This window comes from Campylobacter concisus, from assembly GCF_015230035.1.
Classification (GTDB): Bacteria; Campylobacterota; Campylobacteria; order Campylobacterales; family Campylobacteraceae; genus Campylobacter_A; species Campylobacter_A concisus_BK.
The window spans coordinates 1-24,294 of sequence record NZ_JAAKZD010000001.1; the positions used below are offsets into that span (position 1 = coordinate 1).

Sequence of the window (24,294 nt, forward strand, 5' to 3'; positions counted from 1 at the left end):
AAAAACTTTTAGTTTTTATAATTAGTTTGTCTAATCTATTATTTAATCATAATAGACTGGCTCAATCGATCACTTGTTTAGATTTCAAAGATTGACTAATAGTTTAACAATTGTAAGTTAAAAGAACAACGATAAGAAAAAGGCTTTATTAACGTTGAAGTTAAAGGTGGTTTCTCGTTTCGTGAGCTGGAATTATATATGAGGGATGCTTAAATGCAGATTAAAAAATGGCAACTTTTTAAAAAAAATAAAAACTATAAAATTTTAATCAAATTTAACTATTTTCTTTTATAGATGCAAAGCCGCTTTCTTTTTCTATAGTAATGATTGTTTGATTGCCGCGTTTATCAGTTATTGTTATACTGCAATCTTTTTTAAGAAGTCTATCATAAGGACGCTTTGCTCCACCAGAAGTAGTACTTGCTACTCTCATAGGTCGGCCCATTTCATCAAAAATTATAGTTTGCATTCCGCTACAACCATCTTTAAAATCAACCGATGTTATGCCAAACCTTTTTCCTAAATTTAATTCTTTATTCCACTTTTTGCAAGTAGCTTCTGTTACTATTCCACTACTCCAGCCTCCACTAAGGAGTTTTCCGCTTTTATAGATATCGTTTGCAACTTCACTTTCTGAATTTATATTTCCATTTAAACTTTTATCAAAAAAGACACTATATTTCCAAGTATTAACTCCCGGCTTATCTATAGAGCATTTTTGCAAACTAGTATTATTAAAAGCTACCCCCCATCTCATTCTAAACCATCCCACAGGATTATCACTAACAAAATTTTCATATTTATCATCCTGCATAGCGAGATGTTGAGTATATCTTATATGAGTTAGGATCTGATTTGCAGCTTCTCTTGAGGCATTTCTATTTAGTTTTGGGATCATAATAGCAGCTAAAATTCCAACAACAACAATAACAAAAATAAGCTCTATCATCGTAAAAGCTCTTTTTTTCATATTTTATCGTTCCTTGACATTGAAATTTGCAACTACTTTTCCCATTTTTTCTATACTAAATTTTGACTTCTCATCTAAATCGGCACTTGCTAATAAATTTTTAGAGTAGCTTTTTGTTTTTATCCCATAAAATTTAAGCCTAAGCGCAAGCCTTGTATCTTCAGTCGTTATGTCCTGCACTCCAGCCTCTTTTAGCTTATCTGCCAGCTCTTTTGCTACATCAAATTTATAAGTGAGATGTTTTGTAGGATCATTTAAAAAGAGGTAAAAAATTTGATTAAAGATGATCGCTGACCAGTTAAATATCAAAAAGAGCATCACTAAGCTAGTGCAAATTTTATGACCTTTTCTAAATTTTGGCAGCCTCACGCGATATGAGTTGAAAAAAACTCTTACCATAAGTGGCGTTGCTATCACGCAAAATGGCAAGAACTGCTCAAGCTCCAGCCTTTGGCGCACAGAGACTATCATACAAAAGCAAAATGAGCAAATGGCGATAAACCACAAAAGATCTTTCTTCTCCTTAACCCAAATTCTATAAATCGTATATACAAAAAAGATAAAGACAAATGGCGAAAATACAGCAGCAAATATGCCAAAGGTATCGATAAAATGCCCGCTTGGTCTGCCATTTGTTTCAAAGCCAAAAAAGTAAAGTGTCAGCAAAAATAAAATGGCGCTTAGCCAAGCAAGAGGTGGCTTTCTTTTGTAAAGCGCAAATATAAAAAATCCTGCATAAAATATCAAAAAATCACCATCTATAAAAAAGGCTAGGCAGAAAAAGAGGCTAAATAAAATTTTCTTTTTAATATGAAAAAGATATATGCATAAAAGCGCTAGAGTGATGCAAATTCCAGCATTATTTATGATAAGGGCTGAAGCTAGTGTGCCAGGAAGCAGCACAAAAAGTAGGACCGCTACGATCCTGTCAAACTCGAGCTTGATGTAAAATTTACTCACCTTATACATCAAAACCACGCTTGCGATGTGAAAAAAGATCATCACACCTCGCACAGCGAGGTCATTTTGACCAAAAAAATGGGTGCTTAGTTTTAAGATATAGCTTAGAAGGCTGTGCTTTTGAAAGAAAATTTCAGCCTCGTTGTAGCTTATACTAAGAGAATTTGCCGCATAAAGTAGAAAAACAAAATCAATCAAACATATCAAAAATACGCTAAAAGCGATGTGCCTGCCAGCAAATTCTCTAACTCTTTCTAACAAATTTAGCCCTTAAATATGTATATCCCAGAAAAACTCAACCCAGTCATGAGCCTCTTTTACCTTAAATTCAGGCAAAAGCAGAGCCTTTTCTTTGTAAAATACAGTTGCTATCTTTATATCTAAATTTGGATAGCGTTTAAGCAGCTCTCTTTTTATCTCGACCATGCTCTCGCCACTATCGATGATATCATCAACAAGCAAAATTTTAGTGTATTTGCTAAGATCTGGCACGTTAAAAATTTGTATCGTATCAAGCTTGTTTGTATCCTCGTAGTGGATAGAATTTAAAGTAAATAAATTTCTATTTTCAAGCGCAACAGCTAGTGAGTGGCCAAGCGTTAGACCACCTCTTGCCACAGCTAGTATCACCTCTGGATCAAACTCATCTTTTATATCCTTTGCCATCTTTTTGGCATCAACGGCAAATTCATCGTAGCTATAAAATATCATCTTTCATCCTTATCAATGCACCAAAAATACGATAAAACTAATGAGCGCTAGCACGACTACGCCTAAATTTATATCGCTAAATTCTCTCTTTATGAGCTTAACTATGACGTATGACATAAAGCCAAATGCAAGGCCGTTTGTGATCGAGTAAGTAAGCGGGATGAGCACAACTATGAAAAATGTCGCAACAGCTATGGCTGGATCTTTGAAATTTATGCTAGCAAGCTCAGCAAACATAAGCACACCGACCATTACGAGGATCGGATAGATGGCATTGCCAGGGATAGCTTTAAAAAGTGGCAACATAAATAATGTAAGTATAAATAAAAGTCCGCAAAATACAGCTGTTAGACCAGTCCTACCGCCCTCTTCTACGCCGCTTGCGCTCTCTACAAACGATGTGGTCGTACTTACACCTACAAGAGAGCCAGCTGCCGTAGCAACAGCGTCAGCTTCAAGAGTTTTTTCAAGTTTTACGACGCCATCTTTTTTGTTTTCGTCAAATATCCCAGCCCTTGTGCCAACGCCAGCTAGTGTGCCTATCGAGTCAAAAAGATCGGTCACAAAAAATGTGATAATAACTGGTAGCAAGGCTAGGCTAAAGGCACCTTTTATGTCAAGCTCTAAAAATATCGGAGAGATAGAGGCTGGGGTTGAGAAAATTTCTGTTGGATGAGGAGCGATGCCAAGCACCCAAGCTATCACCGAAGTGACAAGCACAGCTAGGATAAACGCACCCTTTATCTTCCATGCCCAAAAGCAAATAACCAAAAATAGCCCCAAAACGCCAAGAAGCACGTTTGGATCTCTGAAATTTCCTATGCCAACCAAAACCGCATCGTTATTTACGATAAAGCCCATTTGCTGAAACGCAACAAAGCTGATAAACGTGCCTATGCCAGCGCTTATCGCTCTTCTTAGATCAAGCGGGATGGATCTTATTATCCACATTCTAAAATTTGTAAAAGACAAGACGACAAATATCACGCCACTTAGAAAAACAACACCAAGAGCCGTTTGCCAAGGCACTTTCATACCGATGCAAAGACCAAATGTAAAATAAGCGTTAAGCCCCATGCCAACGCTCATCGCAACTGGCGTGTTCGCCCAAAGACCATTTAATATCGTAGAAAATATGGTAATTAGCGCAGTTGCAGTGATTAATGCCTCATAAGGCATGCCAGTTTTGCTCATAATGATCGCATTTACCGGCACGATATACATCATCGCTAAAAATGTCGTAAGTCCCGCTCCAAATTCCTGCTTCACACTCGTTTTGTTTTGTGCTAAGTCAAAAAATTTCACCCCAAGCTCCTTTAGTAAATTTTAAGTTCGTTATACAAGCTATCACGCTCAACCGGCGTAAAACCAGATGTTTTTATGAGATCACAAAATGTCTTTAGTGTGACGCCATTTGCGCTATTTGCGCCAGCTGCACTTTGTATGCTCTCTTTTTCTATCGTGCCATCAAGATCATCAGCGCCAAATTCCTGAGCGATCATCGCTAAATTTAGCGTCGAAGTAGCCCAGTATGCCTTTATGTGTGGGACGTTATCAAGCACCAAGCGAGATATCGCCATAGTCTTTAAAATTTCAGCTGATCCTAGAAATTTAATATCTTTTAAGTAGTTATTTTCTCTTTGATAGACAAGCGGGATAAACGCGTTAAATCCGCCAGTTTCATCCTGTAAGTCTCTGATCCTTAACATGTGATCGATCCTATTTTCACGGCTTTCTATGTGTCCAAAAAGCATTGTTGCGTTGCTTTGTCTGCCTTTATCATGCCACATTTTGTGGATCTTTAGCCAGTTCTTGCTACTTACTTTACCTTTGCAAATTTTAGCCCTGACCTCTTCATCAAAAATTTCAGCCCCACCTCCTGGCATGCTATCGACGCCGTATTCAAGCATCTTTTCTATCACCTCATCGTAGCTTAAGCCGTAATGCCTTGATAAAAAATCAATCTCAGCCGCCGTCATCGCCTTTACGTGAAGCTCTGGGTGGGCTGCCTTTATCTTTTTAAAAATTTCTAAGTACCACTGCCAGCCGCTAGTTGCGTTGTGCGCTGAGACTATGTGTATCTCTTTTGCGCCGTGGCTCACGCTCTCATCAACGATCTTTAAAATTTCTTCGTGGCTCATTAGGTATGGATTTGGATTTTTTCTGTGGGCTGAAAATGCGCAAAATTTACAGATGTCAGCACAGATATTTGTTGGGTTTATGTGGCGATTTACGTTAAAAAAGACCTTGTTGCCGTGCAATTTTCTGCGCTTTTTGTCGGCAAATTTAGCCAAGGTAAAAAGATCAAGCTCATAAAGCGAAAAAGCCTCTTGCTTGCTTAATCTCTCGCCACTTTCTAGTTTTTGTAATAGATTCATTAGTTATATCGTCCTAAAGCTGAACTTAAGGCTTTATTATAAGCAAATAAAGCTTTGTTTTTGCAAAAATTATGTAACATTTGCCAAGATATTTTTAACAATGGAAACACTAAATGCTAGCTGATAAAAGTGCCAAAAATAGCGATAATTATTCAAAGATCAAAGAGAAATTTCTTGATTTTAAGGCAAATTTGCCAAAACATTTTCAAAAAAACCAAGGCAGAAATTTCACAAATTTCTTAGCCAAAGAGTATGATGATTTTATAAAATCTTATTTAAATGAAACTATGCGAGAATTTTTTGATGAGTTTGTACCGCAAAATGACAGCTTTGCTTTTAGCGTTCTAGCCACTGGCAAATACGCTCAAACGCTACTTAGCGCAAATAGCGAGCTTGAAATTTTACTAGTTTATAAAAATTTAAAGGGCTACAATATAAAAAATTTCTTAAAAGAATTTTCTGAAATTTTAGATAGCTCTGGCATGAAATTTGTGATAAAAAGCGCCGAAGTGGATGAAATTTTTATAAATTTCAAAGATGACCTTAAATTTAAAAGCGAAACCTCACAACTTCGCTACATCTGCGGCTCAAAAAGCCTCTACCGCCTAGTAAAAAGCGAGATCATAAAGATAAAAGAATTTGATAAAAAAGCCTTTTTAAACTACCATTTAAAGGCATTTTTGCCATTTTCTAGCATAAGCTACTTGGCACAAGAGCCAAATTTAAAAAGTGGCTTTGGCGGGATCGATGAAATTTACCGCTTAAACTGCATACTAAACTGCCTTGATAGCGACGTTTCGGTTAGATCACAAGCCCTAAAAGTGATGAATGAAAAAGAGATCGCTAGTTTTAATCTAAATGTGGATTTTTTACTAAGCTTGCTAAGTGCTTTAAATTTAACTCAAAACACCGATACTTTCAGCGCTTCAAGTGTCGAGATCACGACAAATTTCATGCAGACAAAGTCTAAAAAGCTTCAAGACAACGAAAGCGTCATCAGCCAAAAGATGCTAAGCTCGATGAATAATGTAGCCATTTATTCAAGATTTATCGCGGCTTCGCTTTGCAGGCCATTTTTCAAAAGCGAGCTAAGCTTCGTTCAAAGAAAATTTGCTAGACTAAAAAATGGCTTTTATGAGATAAATGGCGTCATCTACGTGCCACTTCACAAAAGGCCAGCACTTATCGAGAATCTCATAAATGAGCTTTTAGAGCTAAAAGATGTGGATTATAAATTTGATATAAGCGCGATCTTTTATATCAAGCGAGCCATCATCACAAAAGATGGCTTAGAGCGCGCTATCAGCGAGTTTAAGAAGATATTTTTAAGAGAAAATTCCTACGCCATCTTAAAATCCTTGCTCGATGCGCAGATGATACAAATTTTGATAAAACCGATGGAGCATATCTCCCAGCTAGCAGAATATGACGGCTATCACGAATTTACGGTTGATGAACATAGCATCTTAAGTGTCAAATTTCTTGAAAATATAAAAGATAAATTTATAAAAAATCTCTACACTGAGCTTTGCTTGGAAGGCAAAACGATGCTTAAGATCGTGACGCTTATGCATGACGTTGGCAAAGGACTTGGTGGCAAAGATCACGCAAATATCGGCGCAAACATCTTTAGAGCCTATGCTAACAAGCTAAATTTAAGCCAAAAAGCTATCAACATCGGTGTCATCTTGATAAAATACCACACCCTAATGAGCAACGTCTCAAACAGAGAGGACATCTACTCGCAACGCGTCATATTTGCCTTCATATCAAAGCTAGGCGACAAGCAGGTTTTAAAGCTACTTTACATCCTTAGCTACTGCGTGATAAACGCCACAAATGAGAGGCTTTACAACGCCTACACAGCAAAGCTTTTAAGAGAGCTTTATGAAATTTCTCTTAGCGCATTTAGCGATGAAAATTTACTTGATGAAGCGACAAGGCGGGTAAAAAAAGAGCAGTCTATAAAACGAAATAGCGAGTTTTTGGCGCTTGAGCCAAAGCTGCAAGAGAAAATTTTTAAGATCACATCAAATTTGGTCTTTACAAAATATAGCGCGAACGAGATCATAAATTTAAGCAAAGTGGCTGATAGCTTAAACGAAACCGAAATTTTCATAAACAATACTAAAAATTTAAGCATTCAAATTTATACAAACAAGAGCCTAAATTTAAGCGCCCTGCTCTATGAATTTGCCAAATTTGACCTTGCATATATGGAGATATTTGAGCTTTTTGAGAAAAAATTTTATATCAGGCTTGACTTTAACCAAAATGTAAAAAATCATGAGCTTGAAAATACTAAAATTTTAGCCCTAAAATCCCTAAATAGCGAGGTTTTAAGAGAGCCTTTGAAACCAAATATTAACAAAGATGAGATAAACTTCGAGCTAAATCACTCAAAAGATTACGCCAAACTTAGCATCAACGCAAAAGATCAGCGCGGGCTAATGGCTTATGTGATGAGTGTTTTTGACAGGCTTCATTTTCAAGTCACGAGTGCTAGAATTCAAACGGTTAAAAATAGAACGAGAAATCTCTTTTTGATCGAGAAAAACGAGCGACTTGAGAGTAAAGGCGAAGAGATATTAAATTTATTAATAAGCGAGTAAAACATGTGTGGAATCGTAGGATACATCGGAGATAAAGAGAAAAAAGAGGTCATTTTAAGCGGTCTAAAAGAGCTTGAGTATCGTGGATACGACAGCGCTGGCATGGCTGTGATGAGTGATGGCAAGATCGACTTCTTTAAAGCGGTCGGCAAGCTTGAAAATTTAGCCCTAAAGACAAAGGACTTTACATCAGAGGGTTTTGGCGTGGCGATAGGTCACACACGCTGGGCGACGCATGGCAAACCAACTGAGATAAACGCTCACCCACACCTTGGCGAGCACTCATTTGTCGTTCACAACGGCATCATCGAAAACTACAAAGAGCTTAAAGATGAGCTTGAGGCAAAGGGTGTGAAATTTGTCAGCCAAACCGACACCGAAGTGATCGTGCATCTTTTTGAAGAAATTTTAAAAGAGAAAAAAGACCCATTTAAGGCTTATGAGGCGACTATCGCAAAGCTTAGAGGCGCTTATGCGACGCTACTTATCACCAAAACTGCACCTGATAAGATATTTTTTGCAAAAGATGCCGCTCCTATGGCGATAGGCAAAAGCGACAAAAAAGAGCTATATTTTGCCTCATCAGATGCCCCGCTTATCGGCAACGCAACCGAAGTAGCCTACCTTGATGATAACAACTACGGCTATGTGAGCTTAGACGAGATAGCTGTTTTTAAACACGGCAAAAAGGCTAGCATAACATTTAACGCACTGCCAAAAGATAAGAGCTATGCCCAAAAAGAGGGTTATACGTTTTTTATGGAGAAAGAAATTTACGAGCAAGGCGCAGTCGTGTCTGAAACCATCATGGGCAGGGTCAAAAACCACAAAGTCACCCTTGAAAATTTAGACGATGAATACCTAAAAGGTATCGATGATATCGTGCTTTGTGCGTGCGGTACGAGCTACCATGCAGCGCTTGTTGCAAGCTATCTTTTTGAAAGGCTTGCCAAAGTTAGAACAAAGGTCGAAGTGGCAAGCGAATTTAGATATAGAAAGCCTTATCTAAACAAAAACTCGCTCTTCATCGTCATCTCGCAAAGTGGCGAAACAGCTGACACTCTTGAGGCGCTTAGGATAGCAAAAGAGGCTGGGCTAAAGACACTTGCAATTTGCAACGTCGATAACTCATCTATCGTTAGACTAGCTGATAATACACTTCTAACTCGCGCTGGCATCGAAAAAGGTGTGGCGAGTACAAAGGCATTTGCTACGCAGATCATCGTGCTTTGGATGCTTGTGCTTCAAATGGCATCAGCAAAGGGATCTATCAGCAAAAAAGAGCTTGATCACGAGATCAAAACGCTTCTTCACATCCCACAAATTTTAAATATAGATAACTCTTTGCAAGAGAAGCTTCACCGCCTAAGCAAGCACTATTTGCACGGTCATGGCTTCTTCTTTATCGGTAGAGATATCTTCTATCCGCTAGCACTTGAAGGTGCATTAAAACTTAAAGAAATTTCATATCTTCACGCCGAGGGCTATCCATCAGGCGAGATGAAGCACGGACCTATCGCACTTGCAGATGAGAAGCTATTTACGATCGCTTTAATGCCTCAAAACTTACTATATGAAAAGACAAAGAGTAACGTCGAAGAGCTTGCTGCAAGAGATGCTTACATCCTAGCGATCAGCCCACTTGAGTTTGAACTAAGCGATGACTATGTAAAAACTAGCGTTCAAGATCACTATATGAGCGAATTTTTCGAGATGATGCTAGTGCTTCAGCTGCTTGCACTTGAAATTTCCGTTAGACTTGGCAACAACGTCGATATGCCAAGAAACCTCGCAAAAAGCGTAACTGTCGAATAATTTATGTGGCTGGCATCTTGCTGGCCGCTTAAATTTTTTGTGAAAAATAGTTTTGCATTATGTTGTTAAACATAAATTTTATATTAATATTTTTATAATATTTACTCATATATAATTCTAAAACCAACTTAAATATTAAGGATAAAAATGAAGTTAAGTTCATCTTTACTAAGCGTAGGTCTTGGAGTTTTACTTTTAAGTGGTTGCGCAACTGGCAACAACAATGGCGTAACTGGCAGTGCTGCTGGCAGCAATAACAAAAATGCTAACACAAAAATAGAAAAGTGTAGTAGCACTCTTGGAACACTTGCGTTTTATGAAGACCAAAATTCCGACTGGTATTCATATTTAACACGCAACTACAAGCTCACATCAACTATTCCTGTTTTACGTCTTCTTGCACAACAAACTGGTTGTTTTGTTATAGTTGAGCGTGGTGCTATGATGGATAATATGATGCAAGAGCGTGCGCTTGATAGATCAGGCGAACTACGCGGTGGTTCTGGCTTTGGCAAAGGCAAAATGGTGGCAGCTGATTATACTATTCGCCCTGAAATTTTCTTTAGCAACGAAGATACTGGTGGCGTAGGCGGTGTTGTTGGAGCACTTTTTGGTAGTGTAGCAGGTGCTGTAGCTGGAGGTTTTTCAACAAAAGAGACACAGACCACATTGGTTCTTATAGAAAACCGCTCAGGTGTTCAATTAGCAGCGGCCATTGGCTCAGCTTCTAGCACTGACTTCTTTGGCATGGGTGGCGGTGCTGGCGCTTCTCTTGGTGCTGGACTTGGCGCATATTCAAGAACACCTGAGGGAAAAACACTTGTAAATGCTTTCCTTGATTCGATGAATCAATTGGTTATCGCCCTAAAAGACTACAAAGCACAAACCGTAAAAGGTGGTCTTGGCAAAGGTGGAAGCCTAAAAGTAGGAGATTAATATGAAATTTATAGCCATTTTATTTTGTTCATTAACTTTTTTGTTTTCTATGAGTTACGAAAAAAAAGTTGAAGCTAGGCTTTGTGGTCTTATAAATCAAAGAGAAATGGCTAAAATTTATGGCGACATAAGAAGTATTGATAGCTTTGATAAAAAAATAGAAAGCTACAAATTTCGCAACGGAATAGAAAAGTTTGACGAGGATAGTTGTCGTGCAAATGGCTACTATCCTGTTGACCCAAACTATGCGCCATATCCGCCTAACTACCGCCCATACTATCAAAATGAGTACGACAGATTTGATAGATTTCAGCGTGGTTACCGTAGAGGCTACTATAACGATGATGACGGCTATGATGATGGTTTTGAGCGTGGTTATAGACGTGGCTACAATGACGCTAGAAGAGAGTATAGAAGACCTTATAGATAGGCACAAAAGCCATAATCTTTAAAGAAATTTGATGCAAAACCTGTGGATATGGCAACATCCCAACTACCCAAATTTTTATTTCGATAAAAGTGCAATAGACCCTTGCGAATAAACTAGAGCAAGATCACGAAATTTTAAAAGAGATAACAAGCAAGACCGGTAGAAATGATCTTTTAAAGGCGCAAATTAACGCCCTAGAAGATGAGATCTTTTACTCATCTCTCATAGAGGGTTAGAGGCTAAAAAGATCAAGCATTCGCTCATCGGTAAAAAAGAGACTAGATGAAAATTTTGACTGGTTAGCTGACACTCATGCGACTAGACACAGCGATAATCTAGTCTCGCTAATGCTTGATGCAAATTTAAACAAAGCTCCTATGAACTTCGAGCGGCTACATGGCTGCACAATGCCTTGTTTGGATATAGTCATAGCAAAATTTACAAGATAAAAAGAGCTAAATTTAGAGATGATGAGATGAGCGTCGTCTCAGGCTCACAAGAAAATGTGCAAATCCACTACGAAGCCTTGTCAGTAGAGCATATAGAGGATGAGATGAGAAAATTCTTAAATTTTATCAATAAAAATCACAAAAACACCTATGTAAAAAGTGCCTTAGCGCACCTTTGGTTTGTGATCATCTATCCTTATGAGGGCGGCAATAGCCGCATCGCAAGGGCTTTGGCGCACTACTTTTTCTATCTCCAGCGTCATTTATGCAAATAAAAAAGATTATTATGAAATTTTAGAACAGACGACAAAGCTTGAAAATAATTTAAACTTTGACTTCACAGCGTGGGTAAAGTGGCATTTAGAAGCGGTAAATAGCGCCATAAAACAAGCTATAAGCTCATTAAAAGATAAAATTTCTATCAAAATTTAAGAGCCAGAGCCCTTAAATTTTATCTTTACTTAGGATTTTTGCGAGCTGCTCTTTGATCTCGTCATCAAATTCGCTAACGCTTATCACACCCCTGCTCTCGCACATCTTAGCGTCATTTACCTCGCAGTAGCCACTCAGCGCGTTTTTGTATCCGCCCCTTATGCAGGCCTCTCTGTCTTCTAAAAATCCAGCCCCACCAATGATAAGCACGCCAAGGTCAAAGCCGATCTTAAATTTCGCGCTCGCTGAGCTTTTTATCCAGCTTAAAAATATCTCATCATATCTTAGTCCAAGCGCTCCAACGCCGTCTGGCACGACCAGGATATCCACGCCGTAAAGGCTCTCAGCGTAAATTTCAGGATGAAGCCTGACGCCAAATTCATCGACTATCTCAGGCTTTAGGGCGTAGGTTTTGATGTTAAAACCTTCAAATTTATGCAAAAAATCATAAATTTTGGCAAAGCTTAACAAATTTATCTTGTCAAACATCAAAATGCCAACTTTCATGTTAGCTCCTTTTAATGAAGTGCCTCATTTAGCTTGATCGCCCTTTTGCTCGCACTTGCGGTGATCTGACCTGTTTGGCTATTTTGTCTAAAATGAAGCCCGTTTAGTCCGCCAAGCTCAAGCGCTTTGTAAATTTCAGCTTCAAATTTAAAGCTAGGATTTAGCTTAGCTAGTTTTTCGCGCTCGCTTGCCGAGATATAGACCTTTGTGCCCTCAAGCACCGCTATGCCAGCGTCCACGATGCAGTTATCGCCAAGTGGCACGCCAGTAACTGAGTTTGCGCCAAGCAAGCAGTGTTTGCCGATGCTTACAGGGTTGCCGTTTGTGCCGCTTAGCACGCCAAGTATGCTAGCTCCGCCACCAACGTCGCTGCCCTCGCCCACTACGACAGAGCTGCTAACCCTGCCTTCAACCATAACGCCACCAGTCGTGCCTGCGTTAAAGTTGATGTAAGCAGCCCCTGGCATGACGACTGTGCCAGGATGCACAGCTGCACCCATGCGGACTTTGGCAGCGTCTAAAATTCTCGTGTTATCAGCTGGGATGATGTGACTTAGAAATCTTGGAAATTTATCCACGCTCACGATCGCTGGATACTCGCCAAACATCTTTAGAGAAATTTCATTTTCTCTTAGCCACTCAAGCTCGATCGGGATGTTTTGACTAGTCCATGCGACATTTGGTAGCACTCCAAAGGCTCCATCAAGTGCGATCGTCCTAGGTGCGACCTTGCCAAGTGAGATCAAGTAGAGCTTGAGATAGACGGCCTCCACGCTAAGTGGCTTTGCGTCATCGAACAAAAATACAAGCTTAAATTTATTCTCATTTAGCTCAAGATCGTCATCAAATGCCATCTTCACAGCGTGTAAATTCTCCACGTTTTTATGCGATTTTATATCTTTTTCAAAGACGCTAAAGAGCTTACTAGCCTTTTTTGCTACCTTTGGCGTGAGATCAGTCACAAACTCGTGAGCACTAAAATCAACCTCAACATCGCACTTTTGCAAGGCGTAGATAAAAGCAGCTGCGCTTAAAAAGCTCTCTTTATAATTTACAACGGCATAACTTGCTTGCAAAATTTTGTCGCTATTTTTTTGTCCGCGATCAACTCTTGCGATGCCAAAAGCAACTGGATCTTTATAACCATCTTTTTTTCTAAATTCTTCAAAAAATTCCTTAAATTCGTTTGCGTCTTTAAACTCTTTAGACATCTATTCTCCTTTAAATTTTTTCTTAGTCTAGCCAAAAATGGCTAAAAATTTTATGATTTTAAAGCATTTAAGCTTTGATAAATTTATAAATTATAATAATGATTAACCTTATCATAAAGAAAATAGAAATAAAATGCCTCAAATTTTACAAGGAGACAAAATGTCAAATTTAGCTACCAAACCAAAATTTGCCTTAGCTGCGTTGATCGGCCTCGTCGCTGGCGTAGTTTCAGCTTTTGTCAAGTGGGGCGCAGAAGTGCCACTTCCGCCAAGAAGCCCTATGGATATGTTTAACGCAGCTTGCGGACCAGAAAGTGCCATCAGAGCGGCTGATGCGATCGACTGCTCAAGAAATTTTCTAAATCCCCCTTATGTGTTTTTGAGAGATTATGTCGGTATCGCCGATCCAAACGCTGCTATCTACGAGTTTGCAGGGCATGCCTTTAACTACGTGATGCTAACGCACATCATATTTTCAATAGTCTTTGCCGTTGGCTACTGCGTCGTGGCTGAGAAATTTCCAAAGATCACGATGTGGCAAGGCGTGATGGCTGGTATCTTAGCAACTATCGCAGTTCATGGCATCTCACTGCCGCTTCTTGGCCTCACTCCGCCACTTTGGACACTTCCTTGGTATGAGTATGTCTCTGAGTTTATGGGTCACATGATCTGGTTTTGGTCGATAGAGATCATCCGCCACGACCTAAGAGCTAGGATCACAAAAGAAAAAGATCCAAGCGACTGCTGCAACGCTTAGCTTATAAATTTGCTGTTTTGGGCGCAAAAACCTAAGACAGCAAAATTTAATAATTCAAAAACTCTAGCGCCTCTTGATCGCAGCCAATACCTAAAAACAAAATTTCATCATTTTTTGCAAGGCTTGAAAATCTTAACTATCTTTTAATGCGTAAATTTAAACGTTTAGAACTCCTCGCTAAGCTCTAAATTTTCTAAACGAAGCGGCTTTTCACCATCAAAGATCACCCCAACGCCATAAGGCTCACAGATATCAAGCGCGCCCTCTGCAAATCTCATCAGCCACTGCTTATCATGCGCATAAAAGGTGCATTGTGGCGAGCTAAATGGCAGGTCGCAAACTGGCACGTCAAGCAAGTTAAGCTCGTCCTCGCTCAAAAAGCGCCCTCGCCTAAACTCATCTTTTAAAAAGGTAAGCGCCTCTTTTACGTGCCGGTCAATATCGCTGGCAATGCGCTCTGCTAGTAAAGTAGTCTCATCATCCAGGTCTGCTCTATCTGTGCTAACGAGGCAAAATAACACCTGACCGAAATTTTCGCTCATTAGCTTCACCTCCGCATACCAGATAAAGCCACCATCTGTCGCTATTTTTTCAAGCTCGCCAAATTTCAAAGTCATTTTTTATACTCATTTTTGTGATTTTGCTACTATTATGGAAAAGAGCCAAATTTAAGCAAATTTGTTGTGATTTAAAATAGAAATAGCTTGTAAATTTGCCCTTTTAACATAAAGCAAAAGCTAAATTTACAAGCAAATTTTCAATGTCTTGCTACTTAAAAGCAAAATTTCTCATCAGTGCCATTTTGCTTGCGCATAGCTTTGAAGTTAGCAAGATTGTCTTTGTCTAAAAAATAATCTTTCTCTTTTTTATTGCGCGCTTCTAGCTTTTCTATGCCTTTTGCAAGGGCTGCTTTTCTATCTTCGTGAGGTGAGCTAAATTCTGGCGAAAACATCGCTTCATAGGCATTTTTCTTAGTCCATTCAAGCGCTTTATCAGCGATCTCTTGTTGCTTTTTGATATCGCAAAATGCATAAGGATTGACCACGTCGCCAACAAGCTTCATAAACGCCCCTATCGCAGCCACCACGTCAGTAAATTTCTCGCCCTCCATGTCTATAACGCCTCTTAGCAAGATCGCGCGATTTTTTGCCACGTAAAACCAAAATACCGCATCATCGCGAAGTCCAAGATCATAAGCGCGAGCTGAGAGAACAAAAAGAGTTATCGGAGAGACCATTTGTGGAGCGTCTTGCACGATCTTTTCAGCCTTTTTAAACTCCTCCACTTTGCCACTTTTTAAAAGCTCATCTATCTTGTCATAGACCTTGACATACTCCACCTTGCCAGCATTTGCTGAGTAGTATGGCGTGACGTAGATGTCGATACTTCTTACTTTACCGTCGTTTGCAAAGCCACATACCGCTGTAAAAAGTAGCACCGTAAGCAGTGATAAAATTTTCATTTTAACTCCTTGGTTTAAAATTTTTATTATTTTAACTAAAAGCAGTTGAAAAGATTAGGATAAATTTAAGAAAAAGTCCGCAAATTTAAAGCGGACTTTGTAGATTAGTTTTTGAAACTATGAATAGGTGCTGGAATTTGTCCGCCACGAGCGATAAAGTCGGCACTTGAAGCTTTATTTATCTTCATCACAGGTGCTCTTCCTAAAAGGCCGCCAAACTCGATCATATCGCCCTCTTTGCCTAAAGGTATGATACGAACGGCCGTTGTTTTTTGATTTATCACGCCGATAGCAGCCTCATCAGCGATCATCGCAGCTATACTTTCACTTGGCGTATCAGCAGGTATGGCGATCATATCAAGCCCAACTGAGCATATCGCTGTCATCGCCTCAAGCTTTTCTAAATTTAGCGATCCCGCACGCACAGCAGCTATCATGCCCTCGTCCTCTGAGACTGGGATAAACGCACCGCTTAAGCCGCCAACTTGATTGCACGCCATGACGCCACCTTTTTTGACCGCGTCATTTAGCAGGGCAAGCGCCGCAGTCGTGCCGTGCGTACCGACAGCCTCAAGCCCCATCTCCTCAAGCACGCGGGCCACCGAGTCGCCCACAGCAGGCGTTGGAGCAAGAGAGAGATCGACGATACCAAATTTAACCCCAAGGCGCTCGCTCGCCATTTGACCAACGAGCTGACCGATACGAGTGATCTTAAAAGCTGTCTTTTTCACAGTCTCAGCCACCACGTCAAAGCTCTCGCCACGCACCTTTTCAAGCGCTCTTTTTACGACGCCTGGGCCTGAAACGCCGACGTTTATCACCACATCAGCCTCGCCCACTCCGTGAAATGCACCAGCCATGAAAGGATTGTCCTCGACTGCGTTTGCAAAAACAACAAGCTTCGCACAGCCCATCTCTGATGCTGCCGCCGTCTCTTTTATGATGCGTCCCATGTCACGCACCGCGCTCATGTTTATGCCACTTTTTGTTGAGCCGACATTGACACTTGAGCACACTTTTGCAGTTTGTGCTAGAGCTTGCGGGATAGAATTTATCAAAATTTCATCGCCCTTTTGATAGCCCTTTTGAACCAAGGCCGAAAAACCACCTATAAAATCAATACCAACTTCAATAGCCGCTCTATCAAGCGTCTTTGCGATCATCACGTAGTCTTTTGCGTCCGTTGCGGCGCCGATTATCGAGATAGGCGTCACGCTCACTCTTTTATTGACGATTGGTATGCCTAGTTCAGCGGAAATTTCGTTGCCCACCCTAACTAGGTCTTTGGCTTTAGTGGTGATTTTTGCGTAAATTTTGTCGCAGGCTTTGCCCATGTCAGGGTCGATGCAATCAAGCAAACTAATGCCCATCGTGATCGTTCTGATGTCAAAATTTTGCTCCTCGATCATCGAGATCGTTTCAGTTACGTTTTTGATATCCATCTTTTGTCCTTAAATTTTGTGCATAGCATCAAAAATGGCTGAGCTTTGGATATTTATCTTTACTTTTAGGCTCTCTCCAAGCTTATCTAGCTCCGCTCTTAAGGCTGTAAAGTCCTTATTTTCATCGCTTGAAACCACCGCCATCATCGTGAAAAAGTCGCTCAAAATAGTCTGACTTATGTCGTCTATGTTTAGCCCTAGCTCGCTAAGCTTTGCTGAGACGCCAGCAACGATGCCAACTCTATCTTTTCCGACTACGGTTACGATCGCTTTCATCTTTTCTCCTGTTAAATTTTCTTTTTAATGATTGCATTTTGGCTCCAAAATTTAAGCCCCTACATCAAGTAAAGCCAAATTTTGGTAGCCAAAATTAATTAAAATTTGCTCTGAATTTTATATTTTACAAATTTACTTCGAGCAAGCACTCTTGCCGTCATTTACTGGCTGGATCGCCGAGTTATCAGCCCCGCCGCCGTTATTTATATTTTCTATCATCTCCCAAAGTCTTGCAGCTGCGCTCTCATAGCGTTTTGCAGTAACTGAGTTTGGCTCGTAAAAGCTAACTGGCTTGCCACTATCGCCGCCCACACGAACCGCTGGCTCGATAGGAATTTCGGCTAAAATTTGAGTGTTATAAGCCTTTGCCACCTCTTCAGTCGTGCCTTTGCCAAAGATATCATACTCTTTGCCGTTATCTGGGCAGATAAAGCCACTCATGTTCTCTATGACGCCAGCGATTGGGATGTGAAGCTTCTCAAACATATCAAGCGCACGCTTGCTATCATCAAGTGCTACTACTTGAGGCGTTGTGACGCATACACCTGCCGTTACTGGCACGCTTTGAGCTAGAGTTAGCTGCGCGTCGCCCGTTCCTGGAGGCATGTCGAGAAACAAGACATCAAGCTCGCTCCAAAGCACATCTCTTAGCAGCTGCTCGATCGCTTTCATGATCATCGAGCCACGCCAGATAAGGCTCATGCCCTCTTCCATCAAAACGCCCATACTCATCATCTCCACGCCGTGGCTAAGGATCGGCTTTAGCTTGTTGCCAACGACTTGTGGCTGGGTATTTACTTCGCCAAGCATCCTTGGGATATTTGGTCCGTAGATGTCAGCGTCTAAAATTCCCACTTTTTTGCCTAGTTTTGCCATTGAGATGGCTAAATTTAGCGTTGTGGTTGATTTACCAACGCCGCCTTTGCCTGAGCTTACCATTACGAAATTTTTAACTTGCGGCGCGATATTTTTGCCACTTTGAGTGTTGCTTTTCTCCTCAGGCATCTTTGGCTGGATCAAATTTAGCACGTACTCATTTGAGCCCATGACACGTTTGACGTCCGTTTTTAGCTCATTTGCCACATCAGGATTTGAGCTAACTATCTCGACTTCGATTGTAATTTTCTCGCCGATTTCTACATTTTTTACAAAGCCAAAGCTAACTATATCCTTCTCAAATCCCGGATATATGACACCTTTTAATCTATTTAAGACCTCTTCTTTATTTAACATTTTTCTCCTTTTTCTAGATCTTTTGAAATTTTATATGCACAAAATTTTGGTCCGCACATCGAACAAAAATGAGCGCTCTTAAACGCATCTTCTGGCAAGCTCTCATCGTGAAGCTCTCTAGCCTTTTTTGGATCAAAGCTAAGCTCAAACTGCTTGTTCCAGTCAAACGCATATCTCGCATCACTCATCGCATGGTCTTTTTCGATAGCTCCAGCCTTACCAAGCGCGACGTCTGCGGCATGAGCTGCTATCTTGTGAGCTACGATACCCTCTCTTACGTCATTTTCGTTTGGCAAGCCAAGGTGCTCTTTTTGCGTCACATAGCAAAGCATGCTAGCGCCGTGATATGCTGCCATCGTACCACCTATCGCTGAAGTGATATGATCATACCCCGCGCCGATATCGCTAACAAGCGGTCCAAGCACGTAAAATGGGGCGTCATGGCAGAGCTCTTGTTCGATTTTCATATTATACTCAATTTGATTTAATGGCACATGACCAGGGCCCTCTATCATCACTTGCACATCTTTCTGCCACGCACGAAGTGTTAGCTCTCCAAGCACCTTTAGCTCACTAAGCTGTGCCTCATCTGTCGCGTCGTAAAGACATCCTGGGCGCAAACCATCGCCAAGCGAGAGCGAGACATCGTATCTAGCGCAAATTTCTAAAATTTGATCAAAAATTTCATAGAAAGGATTTTGCCTATTTAGCTTTGACATATAGCTAGCGCTTAGGCTGCCACCGCGGCTTACTATGCCCATTTTACGCTTTTTAACAAGCGGTAAAAACTCACGCAAAAAGCCAGCGTGTATCGTAAAGTAACTAACCCCTTGTTTTGCCTGCTTTTCAAGTATCTGCAAAATGAGCTCATTTGTGATATTTGTAACCTCTTTTGCCTCTTTTAAAATTTCATACATCGGCACCGTTCCAACTGGCACGCTTGAATGCTCTATGATAGCGCTTCTAATGGCATCCAAATCGCCGTCCGTGCTTAGGTCCATAACCGTATCAGCGCCAAATTCTAGGCAAATTTCAAGCTTTCTAAGCTCAGCGCAAATGTCACTACTTAGGCTTGAGTTGCCGATATTTGCATTGATTTTTGTCTTTAGCTTTCTGCCTATGCCCATAGGCTTTAAATTTGTGTGATTTACGTTTGCTGGGATGATGATGCTGCCTTTTGCCACCTCATCCATCACTAAATTTTCGCTCACTCCCTCGATCTTTGCCACATAGCTCATCTGCTTTGTGAGCTCGCCACGCCTAGCATAGTGCATCTGAGTCTTTTCTCTCATGAATAGCCTTTTTTTAAAATTTAAGGGCTCATTTTAGTCCTTTTTTGTTTTGATCTAACTAAATGCTAGACTTAAATTTATTTTTATAAAAAGAAATATTTAGCTTTTAGGTGTATAATTCCGTAACAATCTTCAAAGGAGCTACCTTGCTTGATATCTCACTTATAATGCTAGGAGCGGGAAATTCCAGTCGTTTTGAGCTACCTGTAAAGAAGCAATGGCTTCGCATCGGCAGCGACCCACTTTGGCTATTTGCCACCAAAAATTTGAGTAACTTTTACACATTTAAAGAGATCATCGTCGTTAGTAAAGAGTGCAAATATATGTCTAAATTTGCTCCAAATTATAAATTTGTTGATGGCGGCGAGACAAGGCAAGATAGCCTAAAAAACGCACTTGAGCTAGTAAGTAGCGAATTTGTCCTAGTTAGCGACATCGCGCGTCCTTGCATATCAAGCGAGCTCTTTCACAAGATCATCGAGGCGGCCGCTCAGGCTGACTGCGTAGTCCCTGCGCTAAAGATCGCTGACACTGCCTATCTTGGCGAAAATGCAATCGACAGAGAAAAGGTAAAGCTTATCCAAACACCGCAGCTCTCGCGCACAGCACTTCTTAAAAAGGCTCTTAGTAGCGGCGAAATTTACACAGATGATAGCTCGGCTATGAGAGCCATAGGCGCAAGTGTTTGGCACATTTTGGGCGATGAGATGGCTAGAAAGATCACTTTTAAAGAGGACCTTGCTAAAATTTCAGCCCTAAAAGCACCAGAAAGTGAGCTCTTTGTTGGTAACGGCTTTGACGTGCATGAGTTTGAAAAGGGCAGACCGCTTGTGCTTTGTGGCGAAAAGATCGACTATGAGTTTGGGCTAAAGGCTCACAGCGACGGCGATGTGGCACTTCATGCGCTAACAGACGCTATCTTGGGAGCTGCTGGGCTTAGCGACATAGGTGAACTCTTTCCTGATACGGACGCTAAATTTAAAGATATTAGCTCCATTTATCTGCTGCAAGAAGCCTATAAAAGGGTGCAAAGCGTGGGCTTTGTGCTAACAAACGCTGACATCACGATAATGGCGCAAAAGCCAAAACTTTCAAAACTAAAATCAAAAATGGAGGCAAACATCGCGCAGGCTCTAAATTTAAGCCAAAGCCGCATAAATGTAAAGGCGACGACGACTGAGGGGCTTGGCTTTGTCGGCAGATGCGAGGGGATCGCTGTCATGGCAAGCGCTAGCCTTAAATTTTACAACTGGACACAAATATGAAAATTTTAATAGTAGAAAACGAAATTTACCTAGCTGGCTCGATGGCTAGCAAACTAGCTGACTTTGGCTACGACTGCGAGATCGCAAAGAGCGTCAAAGAGGCTTTGAAATTTGAAAATTTTGACGTAGTGTTACTTTCTACCACACTCCCTGGGCAGGACTTCTACCCAGTCATAGAGAAATTTAAAAGCTCTATCATCATCTTACTCATCGCCTATATCAACAGCGACACCGTGATAAAACCGATACAAGCGGGTGCGGTGGATTACATCCAAAAGCCATTTATGATAGAAGAGCTAGTTAGAAAGATAAGACATTTTGAAGAGTTCAGAGGCTTTAAAAACGAGATAAAAAACTACGAAAACTATATAAATTTCGCCCTAAAAGACTACGAGATACCTTGTCTTGAAGCTAAAAAGATCAAATTTCCACTTCTTTTAAAATCAAGCAAAAATGGCTACAGCGATAAATTTATCTTTAACTACGCAAAGGCTGGGAATTTGCCATTTTTGTTTTTAGGTAAAGCCTGTTTTAGTGAGCTTGAAAAAGCACTTGCTCAAAGTGGCGACGAGCTAATATACATCACAAATCTCGAAGAGCTAAAAGATGATGAAAAAGAGAAAATTTTAGAGCTTTGCAAAAAGAAAAAAGTAGCTATACAAACTAGCGATTTTGCGCAAAGTGCGCCATTTGAGGTGCTTGAACTCTCCATCCGAGATAAAAACTTTGACATCGGCGAGATCGTCACGATCGATGAATATATAAAATATATCATCGTTAATTATCAAGATAAATTCCCCGACACCGAGCTAAGCAAAAAGCTTGGAATTTCTAGAAAATCACTTTGGGAAAAGAGAAAGAAATATGACGTCAGCAAGAAAAAATAGTGAAATTTCTATAAACACCGAAGTTTATGGCGCCTTAGAGCTTATCAAAAACAAAATTCTCTCAAATTTTAGCGCCCTGATGGACGACGAGCAGATCAAAGAGGTGGCAAAAAAGGGCTACTTTAATGGCGAGCCTATGCCCTACTCTTTTGGCTTTGCTCCATTTGGCGAGGTCAATCAAAATATCGCTAGCAAGCTGTATGCTGGTCAAAGAGTAAATTTAAATATGGACGGCAAGATCGTTGGGCACATCGATGTGGCAAAGGTCTTTAAATTTGACGAGAGCATGCGAGCTAAAAATATATTTTTAGCAAATGAGTCAAACAGCGAAATGTCACTAAATTTAGGCAAATACGGCATAAGCGGCGAGTTTGAGCTATATGATGAGAGCTTGCAAATAAGCAAAGATGCGCTAAATGAGCTAATAAAAGAGAGTGGCGCCAAGAAGATAACGGCTGTTTTTTTAACGGCTGATCCATTTAACCGCGCGCATGAACGCCTAGTTAGGATGACTATCGACAAGGCCGATCTTGTGGTCGTTTTTCTAATAAGAACGCGCGAAGAGAGGCATATTGACTACGAGATCAGAAAGCAAGTGCTTGACTTTTTTAACCAAAACTATCTGCCAACAAAAAAGGTCTTTGTCTTTGCGCTAAAAAACACGACCCTTTTTAGCTCGCACGCCAACCCAACGCTTGAGTGCATCGCGGCTTCAAGACTCGGCGCAAATAAGCTAGTCATCGGACAAAATCACTCTGGTATCGGCATGTTTTTTGACCACAACGAAGTTCATACGATACTTGACATCTACAAAAACGATCTAAATTTAGATGTGATCGTCCTGCCTGAGCTCGTTTATTGCAACAAGTGCAAGACGCTAGTTAGCACCAAAAGCTGCCCACACGGACAGCACCACCAGATCAAATACCACCCAGACGTGATCAAAGAGCTGCTATTTAACGGCATCATGCCACCAGCCATACTAGTAAGACCTGAAATTTCAGCGCTCATCTTAAGCAAGCTCTATGTAAATCGCTTCAAAGATATACAAAAGCTCTGCGACGATCTCTTTGTAAATTCTGGACTGCTTGAAAACAAAACCGACCGCGACTTTTACGAGGAGCTCATGAAGCTCTACCAGACATCATCACTCACTTAAGGAAATTTATGCAAAAGCTATTTTTGACATTTTTTGGATTTGGACTTTTACCAAAGGCACCTGGCACTTGGGGCTCGGTGGCTGGAGCTGTGGCGGCTTATTTTGTGTTATATTTTTTCTCATCTACCACGCTTTTGCTAGCTAGCATTTTGTTATTTTTGGTGAGCATCAGCGTCATTGATGATTTTGAAAAAAAGATAAATTCACACGACGAGAGCTTTATTGTGATCGACGAAGTTGCTGGCGTTTGGCTCGCTATCGCCATTAGCGGAGCGACTATCTCACAGCTAGTTCTCTCACTCGTGCTTTTTAGAGTGCTTGATATCAAAAAACCATCGATCATTGGCAGGATAGACCGCAACGTAAAGGGCGGACTTGGCGTTATGGGTGATGATATGGTTGCTGGATTTTTCGCTGGCATTATTAGTGCGATGATATATGGTGTGGCTATGAAATTTGGCGTAGTTTTGCCGTAAGCTGAGCTAGCTATCTTGCTGGCTCTTTTTAAATTTAACTCTCCCTGCTTTTTATTTTAAACCTCTTTTGAGATGAGAGCTTTGTCGCTTGAATTTATCTCATCCCTGCCTGCAACTTTATCTTTGTCATAATTTTTTCTAAAGATGATCATATTATAAAGCGAAAATCTAAGCTTTCCAACAAGGCTTAAATTTTTCACATTTTCAGGGGTTATCTCATTGCCATTTTTGTCACGTCCTTTGCCACCTAAAAATAGCAAATAAACAAGCGGAGTCATGAAGCTAAATCTTAAAAGAAGCGCCCAAAAGCAGTTTATAAAGCCGTGATTGTATTTAATGCAAACGTAAAAGCCAAAAACGGCGTAAATAGCTATTATAAAAAGCATAGTGTAAAAAATATAAGCTAACCCATCATCGTTTGAAACGTCAAAATACTCACATACTGCACAAAAGATAGCTACAAAGATGGGAAATATCACGAGTGGAAAAATGAGATGCAGTCCGATCAAGTCAAATTTACTCAGATAGACTTTTATATTTCGCCTGCCAGCAAAGATCATCAACAAAATAGCTAGCACTATCGGCAAAAAGACTAAACTAGCATAGAGATCATTGATGTCCAAATTGCACTCCT

The 24,294-nt window shown here is 40.5% G+C and carries 24 protein-coding genes; 10 read left to right on the forward strand and 14 right to left on the reverse strand.

The window, feature by feature from the left end:
- Nucleotides 1-274: 274 nt before the first annotated feature.
- The 5 genes from G6W41_RS00005 to mqnE are packed head-to-tail and all read right to left on the reverse strand — an operon-like array spanning nt 275 to nt 5,019.
- Nucleotides 275-970 (reverse strand): pilus assembly FimT family protein, encoded by a 696-nt coding sequence (locus G6W41_RS00005; RefSeq protein WP_194170208.1) that lies wholly within the window; start codon nt 968-970, stop codon nt 275-277.
- 3 nt (nt 971-973) lie between these two features.
- On the reverse strand, nt 974-2,191 hold the full coding sequence (locus tag G6W41_RS00010) for an ArnT family glycosyltransferase (protein ID WP_194170209.1): 1,218 nt from the start codon (nt 2,189-2,191) through the stop codon (nt 974-976).
- 9 nt (nt 2,192-2,200) lie between these two features.
- On the reverse strand, nt 2,201-2,641 hold the full coding sequence (locus tag G6W41_RS00015; RefSeq protein WP_103608327.1) for a phosphoribosyltransferase: 441 nt from the start codon (nt 2,639-2,641) through the stop codon (nt 2,201-2,203).
- Nucleotides 2,642-2,653: 12 nt separating this feature from the next.
- Entirely contained in the window at nt 2,654-3,946 is a 1,293-nt protein-coding gene (locus tag G6W41_RS00020) for an NCS2 family permease (protein WP_004317807.1), read from the reverse strand.
- 11 nt (nt 3,947-3,957) lie between these two features.
- Nucleotides 3,958-5,019: an aminofutalosine synthase MqnE gene (gene mqnE / locus G6W41_RS00025; RefSeq protein WP_194170210.1), complete on the reverse strand. Its 1,062-nt coding sequence runs from the start codon at nt 5,017-5,019 to the stop codon at nt 3,958-3,960.
- A gap of 113 nt (nt 5,020-5,132) precedes the next feature.
- Between mqnE and G6W41_RS00030 the strand changes: the two genes are divergently transcribed.
- From G6W41_RS00030 to G6W41_RS00050, 5 genes are all read left to right on the forward strand, one after another.
- Nucleotides 5,133-7,631 (forward strand): HD domain-containing protein, encoded by a 2,499-nt coding sequence (locus G6W41_RS00030; protein ID WP_194170211.1) that lies wholly within the window; start codon nt 5,133-5,135, stop codon nt 7,629-7,631.
- A gap of 3 nt (nt 7,632-7,634) precedes the next feature.
- The gene (gene glmS / locus G6W41_RS00035; RefSeq protein WP_103594898.1) at nt 7,635-9,446 is read left to right on the forward strand and encodes a glutamine--fructose-6-phosphate transaminase (isomerizing); all 1,812 of its coding nucleotides are present in this window, start codon (nt 7,635-7,637) and stop codon (nt 9,444-9,446) included.
- A 147-nt stretch (nt 9,447-9,593) separates the two neighbouring features.
- The gene (locus G6W41_RS00040; RefSeq protein WP_194170212.1) at nt 9,594-10,382 is read left to right on the forward strand and encodes a peptidoglycan-binding protein; all 789 of its coding nucleotides are present in this window, start codon (nt 9,594-9,596) and stop codon (nt 10,380-10,382) included.
- 1 nt (nt 10,383) lies between these two features.
- Nucleotides 10,384-10,812 (forward strand): gamma-glutamyl phosphate reductase, encoded by a 429-nt coding sequence (locus G6W41_RS00045; RefSeq protein ID WP_194170213.1) that lies wholly within the window; start codon nt 10,384-10,386, stop codon nt 10,810-10,812.
- 400 nt (nt 10,813-11,212) lie between these two features.
- Nucleotides 11,213-11,536: a Fic family protein gene (locus G6W41_RS00050; RefSeq protein ID WP_346010870.1), complete on the forward strand. Its 324-nt coding sequence runs from the start codon at nt 11,213-11,215 to the stop codon at nt 11,534-11,536.
- 169 nt (nt 11,537-11,705) lie between these two features.
- Here the strand turns inward: G6W41_RS00050 and G6W41_RS00055 are convergent, their stop codons facing one another.
- Together G6W41_RS00055 and G6W41_RS00060 are read right to left on the reverse strand one after the other, a co-directional pair.
- Nucleotides 11,706-12,200, reverse strand: coding sequence for a hypothetical protein (locus G6W41_RS00055; RefSeq protein ID WP_103648013.1), 495 nt, complete (start codon nt 12,198-12,200; stop codon nt 11,706-11,708).
- Nucleotides 12,201-12,211: 11 nt separating this feature from the next.
- A complete protein-coding gene (locus G6W41_RS00060; RefSeq protein ID WP_194170215.1) occupies nt 12,212-13,411 on the reverse strand; it encodes a tetrahydrodipicolinate N-succinyltransferase N-terminal domain-containing protein in 1,200 nt (399 codons plus the stop codon).
- A gap of 160 nt (nt 13,412-13,571) precedes the next feature.
- On the opposite strand from G6W41_RS00060, the gene G6W41_RS00065 reads away from it, so the two are divergent.
- Nucleotides 13,572-14,168, forward strand: a complete 597-nt coding sequence (locus G6W41_RS00065; RefSeq protein ID WP_194170216.1) for a YagU family protein — start codon at nt 13,572-13,574, stop codon at nt 14,166-14,168.
- A 164-nt stretch (nt 14,169-14,332) separates the two neighbouring features.
- Here the strand turns inward: G6W41_RS00065 and G6W41_RS00070 are convergent, their stop codons facing one another.
- The 6 genes from G6W41_RS00070 to thiC form a co-directional block, all read right to left on the reverse strand.
- Nucleotides 14,333-14,785 (reverse strand): hypothetical protein, encoded by a 453-nt coding sequence (locus tag G6W41_RS00070; protein WP_194170217.1) that lies wholly within the window; start codon nt 14,783-14,785, stop codon nt 14,333-14,335.
- A 155-nt stretch (nt 14,786-14,940) separates the two neighbouring features.
- Complete coding sequence (locus G6W41_RS00075) at nt 14,941-15,630, reverse strand: cytochrome-c oxidase (RefSeq protein ID WP_194170218.1); 690 nt, start codon at nt 15,628-15,630, stop codon at nt 14,941-14,943.
- Nucleotides 15,631-15,734: 104 nt separating this feature from the next.
- The gene (locus G6W41_RS00080) at nt 15,735-17,072 is read right to left on the reverse strand and encodes a PFL family protein (RefSeq protein WP_194170219.1); all 1,338 of its coding nucleotides are present in this window, start codon (nt 17,070-17,072) and stop codon (nt 15,735-15,737) included.
- Between the two features lie 9 nt (nt 17,073-17,081).
- Nucleotides 17,082-17,348 (reverse strand): ACT domain-containing protein, encoded by a 267-nt coding sequence (locus G6W41_RS00085; protein WP_002939508.1) that lies wholly within the window; start codon nt 17,346-17,348, stop codon nt 17,082-17,084.
- Between the two features lie 132 nt (nt 17,349-17,480).
- On the reverse strand, nt 17,481-18,581 hold the full coding sequence (locus tag G6W41_RS00090; protein WP_194170220.1) for an Mrp/NBP35 family ATP-binding protein: 1,101 nt from the start codon (nt 18,579-18,581) through the stop codon (nt 17,481-17,483).
- Entirely contained in the window at nt 18,575-19,873 is a 1,299-nt protein-coding gene (gene thiC, locus G6W41_RS00095) for a phosphomethylpyrimidine synthase ThiC (RefSeq protein ID WP_194170221.1), read from the reverse strand. Before thiC ends, G6W41_RS00090 begins: the two co-directional genes overlap by 7 nt.
- 146 nt (nt 19,874-20,019) lie before the next feature.
- On the opposite strand from thiC, the gene G6W41_RS00100 reads away from it, so the two are divergent.
- From G6W41_RS00100 to G6W41_RS00115, 4 genes are read left to right on the forward strand one after another with little or no spacing between them, the layout of a single operon-like run.
- On the forward strand, nt 20,020-21,138 hold the full coding sequence (locus G6W41_RS00100; RefSeq protein WP_194170222.1) for a bifunctional 2-C-methyl-D-erythritol 4-phosphate cytidylyltransferase/2-C-methyl-D-erythritol 2,4-cyclodiphosphate synthase: 1,119 nt from the start codon (nt 20,020-20,022) through the stop codon (nt 21,136-21,138).
- Nucleotides 21,135-22,025 (forward strand): response regulator, encoded by an 891-nt coding sequence (locus tag G6W41_RS00105; protein ID WP_194170223.1) that lies wholly within the window; start codon nt 21,135-21,137, stop codon nt 22,023-22,025. The genes G6W41_RS00100 and G6W41_RS00105 overlap by 4 nt, the downstream gene beginning before the upstream one ends.
- Nucleotides 22,003-23,184 carry a sulfate adenylyltransferase gene (locus G6W41_RS00110; protein ID WP_194170224.1) on the forward strand — a complete coding sequence of 394 codons (1,182 nt, stop codon included), beginning with the start codon at nt 22,003-22,005 and terminating at the stop codon, nt 23,182-23,184. The genes G6W41_RS00105 and G6W41_RS00110 overlap by 23 nt, the downstream gene beginning before the upstream one ends.
- 8 nt (nt 23,185-23,192) lie before the next feature.
- Nucleotides 23,193-23,660: a phosphatidylglycerophosphatase A family protein gene (locus G6W41_RS00115; protein WP_194170225.1), complete on the forward strand. Its 468-nt coding sequence runs from the start codon at nt 23,193-23,195 to the stop codon at nt 23,658-23,660.
- A gap of 56 nt (nt 23,661-23,716) precedes the next feature.
- Here the strand turns inward: G6W41_RS00115 and G6W41_RS00120 are convergent, their stop codons facing one another.
- The gene (locus G6W41_RS00120) at nt 23,717-24,283 is read right to left on the reverse strand and encodes a hypothetical protein (protein ID WP_194170226.1); all 567 of its coding nucleotides are present in this window, start codon (nt 24,281-24,283) and stop codon (nt 23,717-23,719) included.
- Between the last annotated feature and the right edge of the window lie 11 nt (nt 24,284-24,294).

Coding starts and splice junctions, on each gene's coding strand:
- G6W41_RS00110 (WP_194170224.1), top strand. CDS start 22,003: ATGACGTCAGCAAGAAAAAATAGTGAAATTTCTATAAACACCGAAGTT.
- G6W41_RS00045 (WP_194170213.1), top strand. CDS start 10,384: ATGAAATTTATAGCCATTTTATTTTGTTCATTAACTTTTTTGTTTTCT.
- glmS (WP_103594898.1), top strand. CDS start 7,635: ATGTGTGGAATCGTAGGATACATCGGAGATAAAGAGAAAAAAGAGGTC.
- G6W41_RS00060 (WP_194170215.1), bottom strand. CDS start 13,411: ATGTCTAAAGAGTTTAAAGACGCAAACGAATTTAAGGAATTTTTTGAA.
- G6W41_RS00030 (WP_194170211.1), top strand. CDS start 5,133: ATGCTAGCTGATAAAAGTGCCAAAAATAGCGATAATTATTCAAAGATC.
- G6W41_RS00040 (WP_194170212.1), top strand. CDS start 9,594: ATGAAGTTAAGTTCATCTTTACTAAGCGTAGGTCTTGGAGTTTTACTT.
- G6W41_RS00090 (WP_194170220.1), bottom strand. CDS start 18,581: ATGTTAAATAAAGAAGAGGTCTTAAATAGATTAAAAGGTGTCATATAT.
- G6W41_RS00085 (WP_002939508.1), bottom strand. CDS start 17,348: ATGAAAGCGATCGTAACCGTAGTCGGAAAAGATAGAGTTGGCATCGTT.
- G6W41_RS00070 (WP_194170217.1), bottom strand. CDS start 14,785: ATGACTTTGAAATTTGGCGAGCTTGAAAAAATAGCGACAGATGGTGGC.
- G6W41_RS00065 (WP_194170216.1), top strand. CDS start 13,572: ATGTCAAATTTAGCTACCAAACCAAAATTTGCCTTAGCTGCGTTGATC.
- G6W41_RS00105 (WP_194170223.1), top strand. CDS start 21,135: ATGAAAATTTTAATAGTAGAAAACGAAATTTACCTAGCTGGCTCGATG.
- G6W41_RS00115 (WP_194170225.1), top strand. CDS start 23,193: ATGCAAAAGCTATTTTTGACATTTTTTGGATTTGGACTTTTACCAAAG.
- mqnE (WP_194170210.1), bottom strand. CDS start 5,019: ATGAATCTATTACAAAAACTAGAAAGTGGCGAGAGATTAAGCAAGCAA.
- G6W41_RS00015 (WP_103608327.1), bottom strand. CDS start 2,641: ATGATATTTTATAGCTACGATGAATTTGCCGTTGATGCCAAAAAGATG.
- G6W41_RS00075 (WP_194170218.1), bottom strand. CDS start 15,630: ATGAAAATTTTATCACTGCTTACGGTGCTACTTTTTACAGCGGTATGT.
- G6W41_RS00080 (WP_194170219.1), bottom strand. CDS start 17,072: ATGGATATCAAAAACGTAACTGAAACGATCTCGATGATCGAGGAGCAA.
- thiC (WP_194170221.1), bottom strand. CDS start 19,873: ATGAGAGAAAAGACTCAGATGCACTATGCTAGGCGTGGCGAGCTCACA.
- G6W41_RS00055 (WP_103648013.1), bottom strand. CDS start 12,200: ATGAAAGTTGGCATTTTGATGTTTGACAAGATAAATTTGTTAAGCTTT.
- G6W41_RS00005 (WP_194170208.1), bottom strand. CDS start 970: ATGAAAAAAAGAGCTTTTACGATGATAGAGCTTATTTTTGTTATTGTT.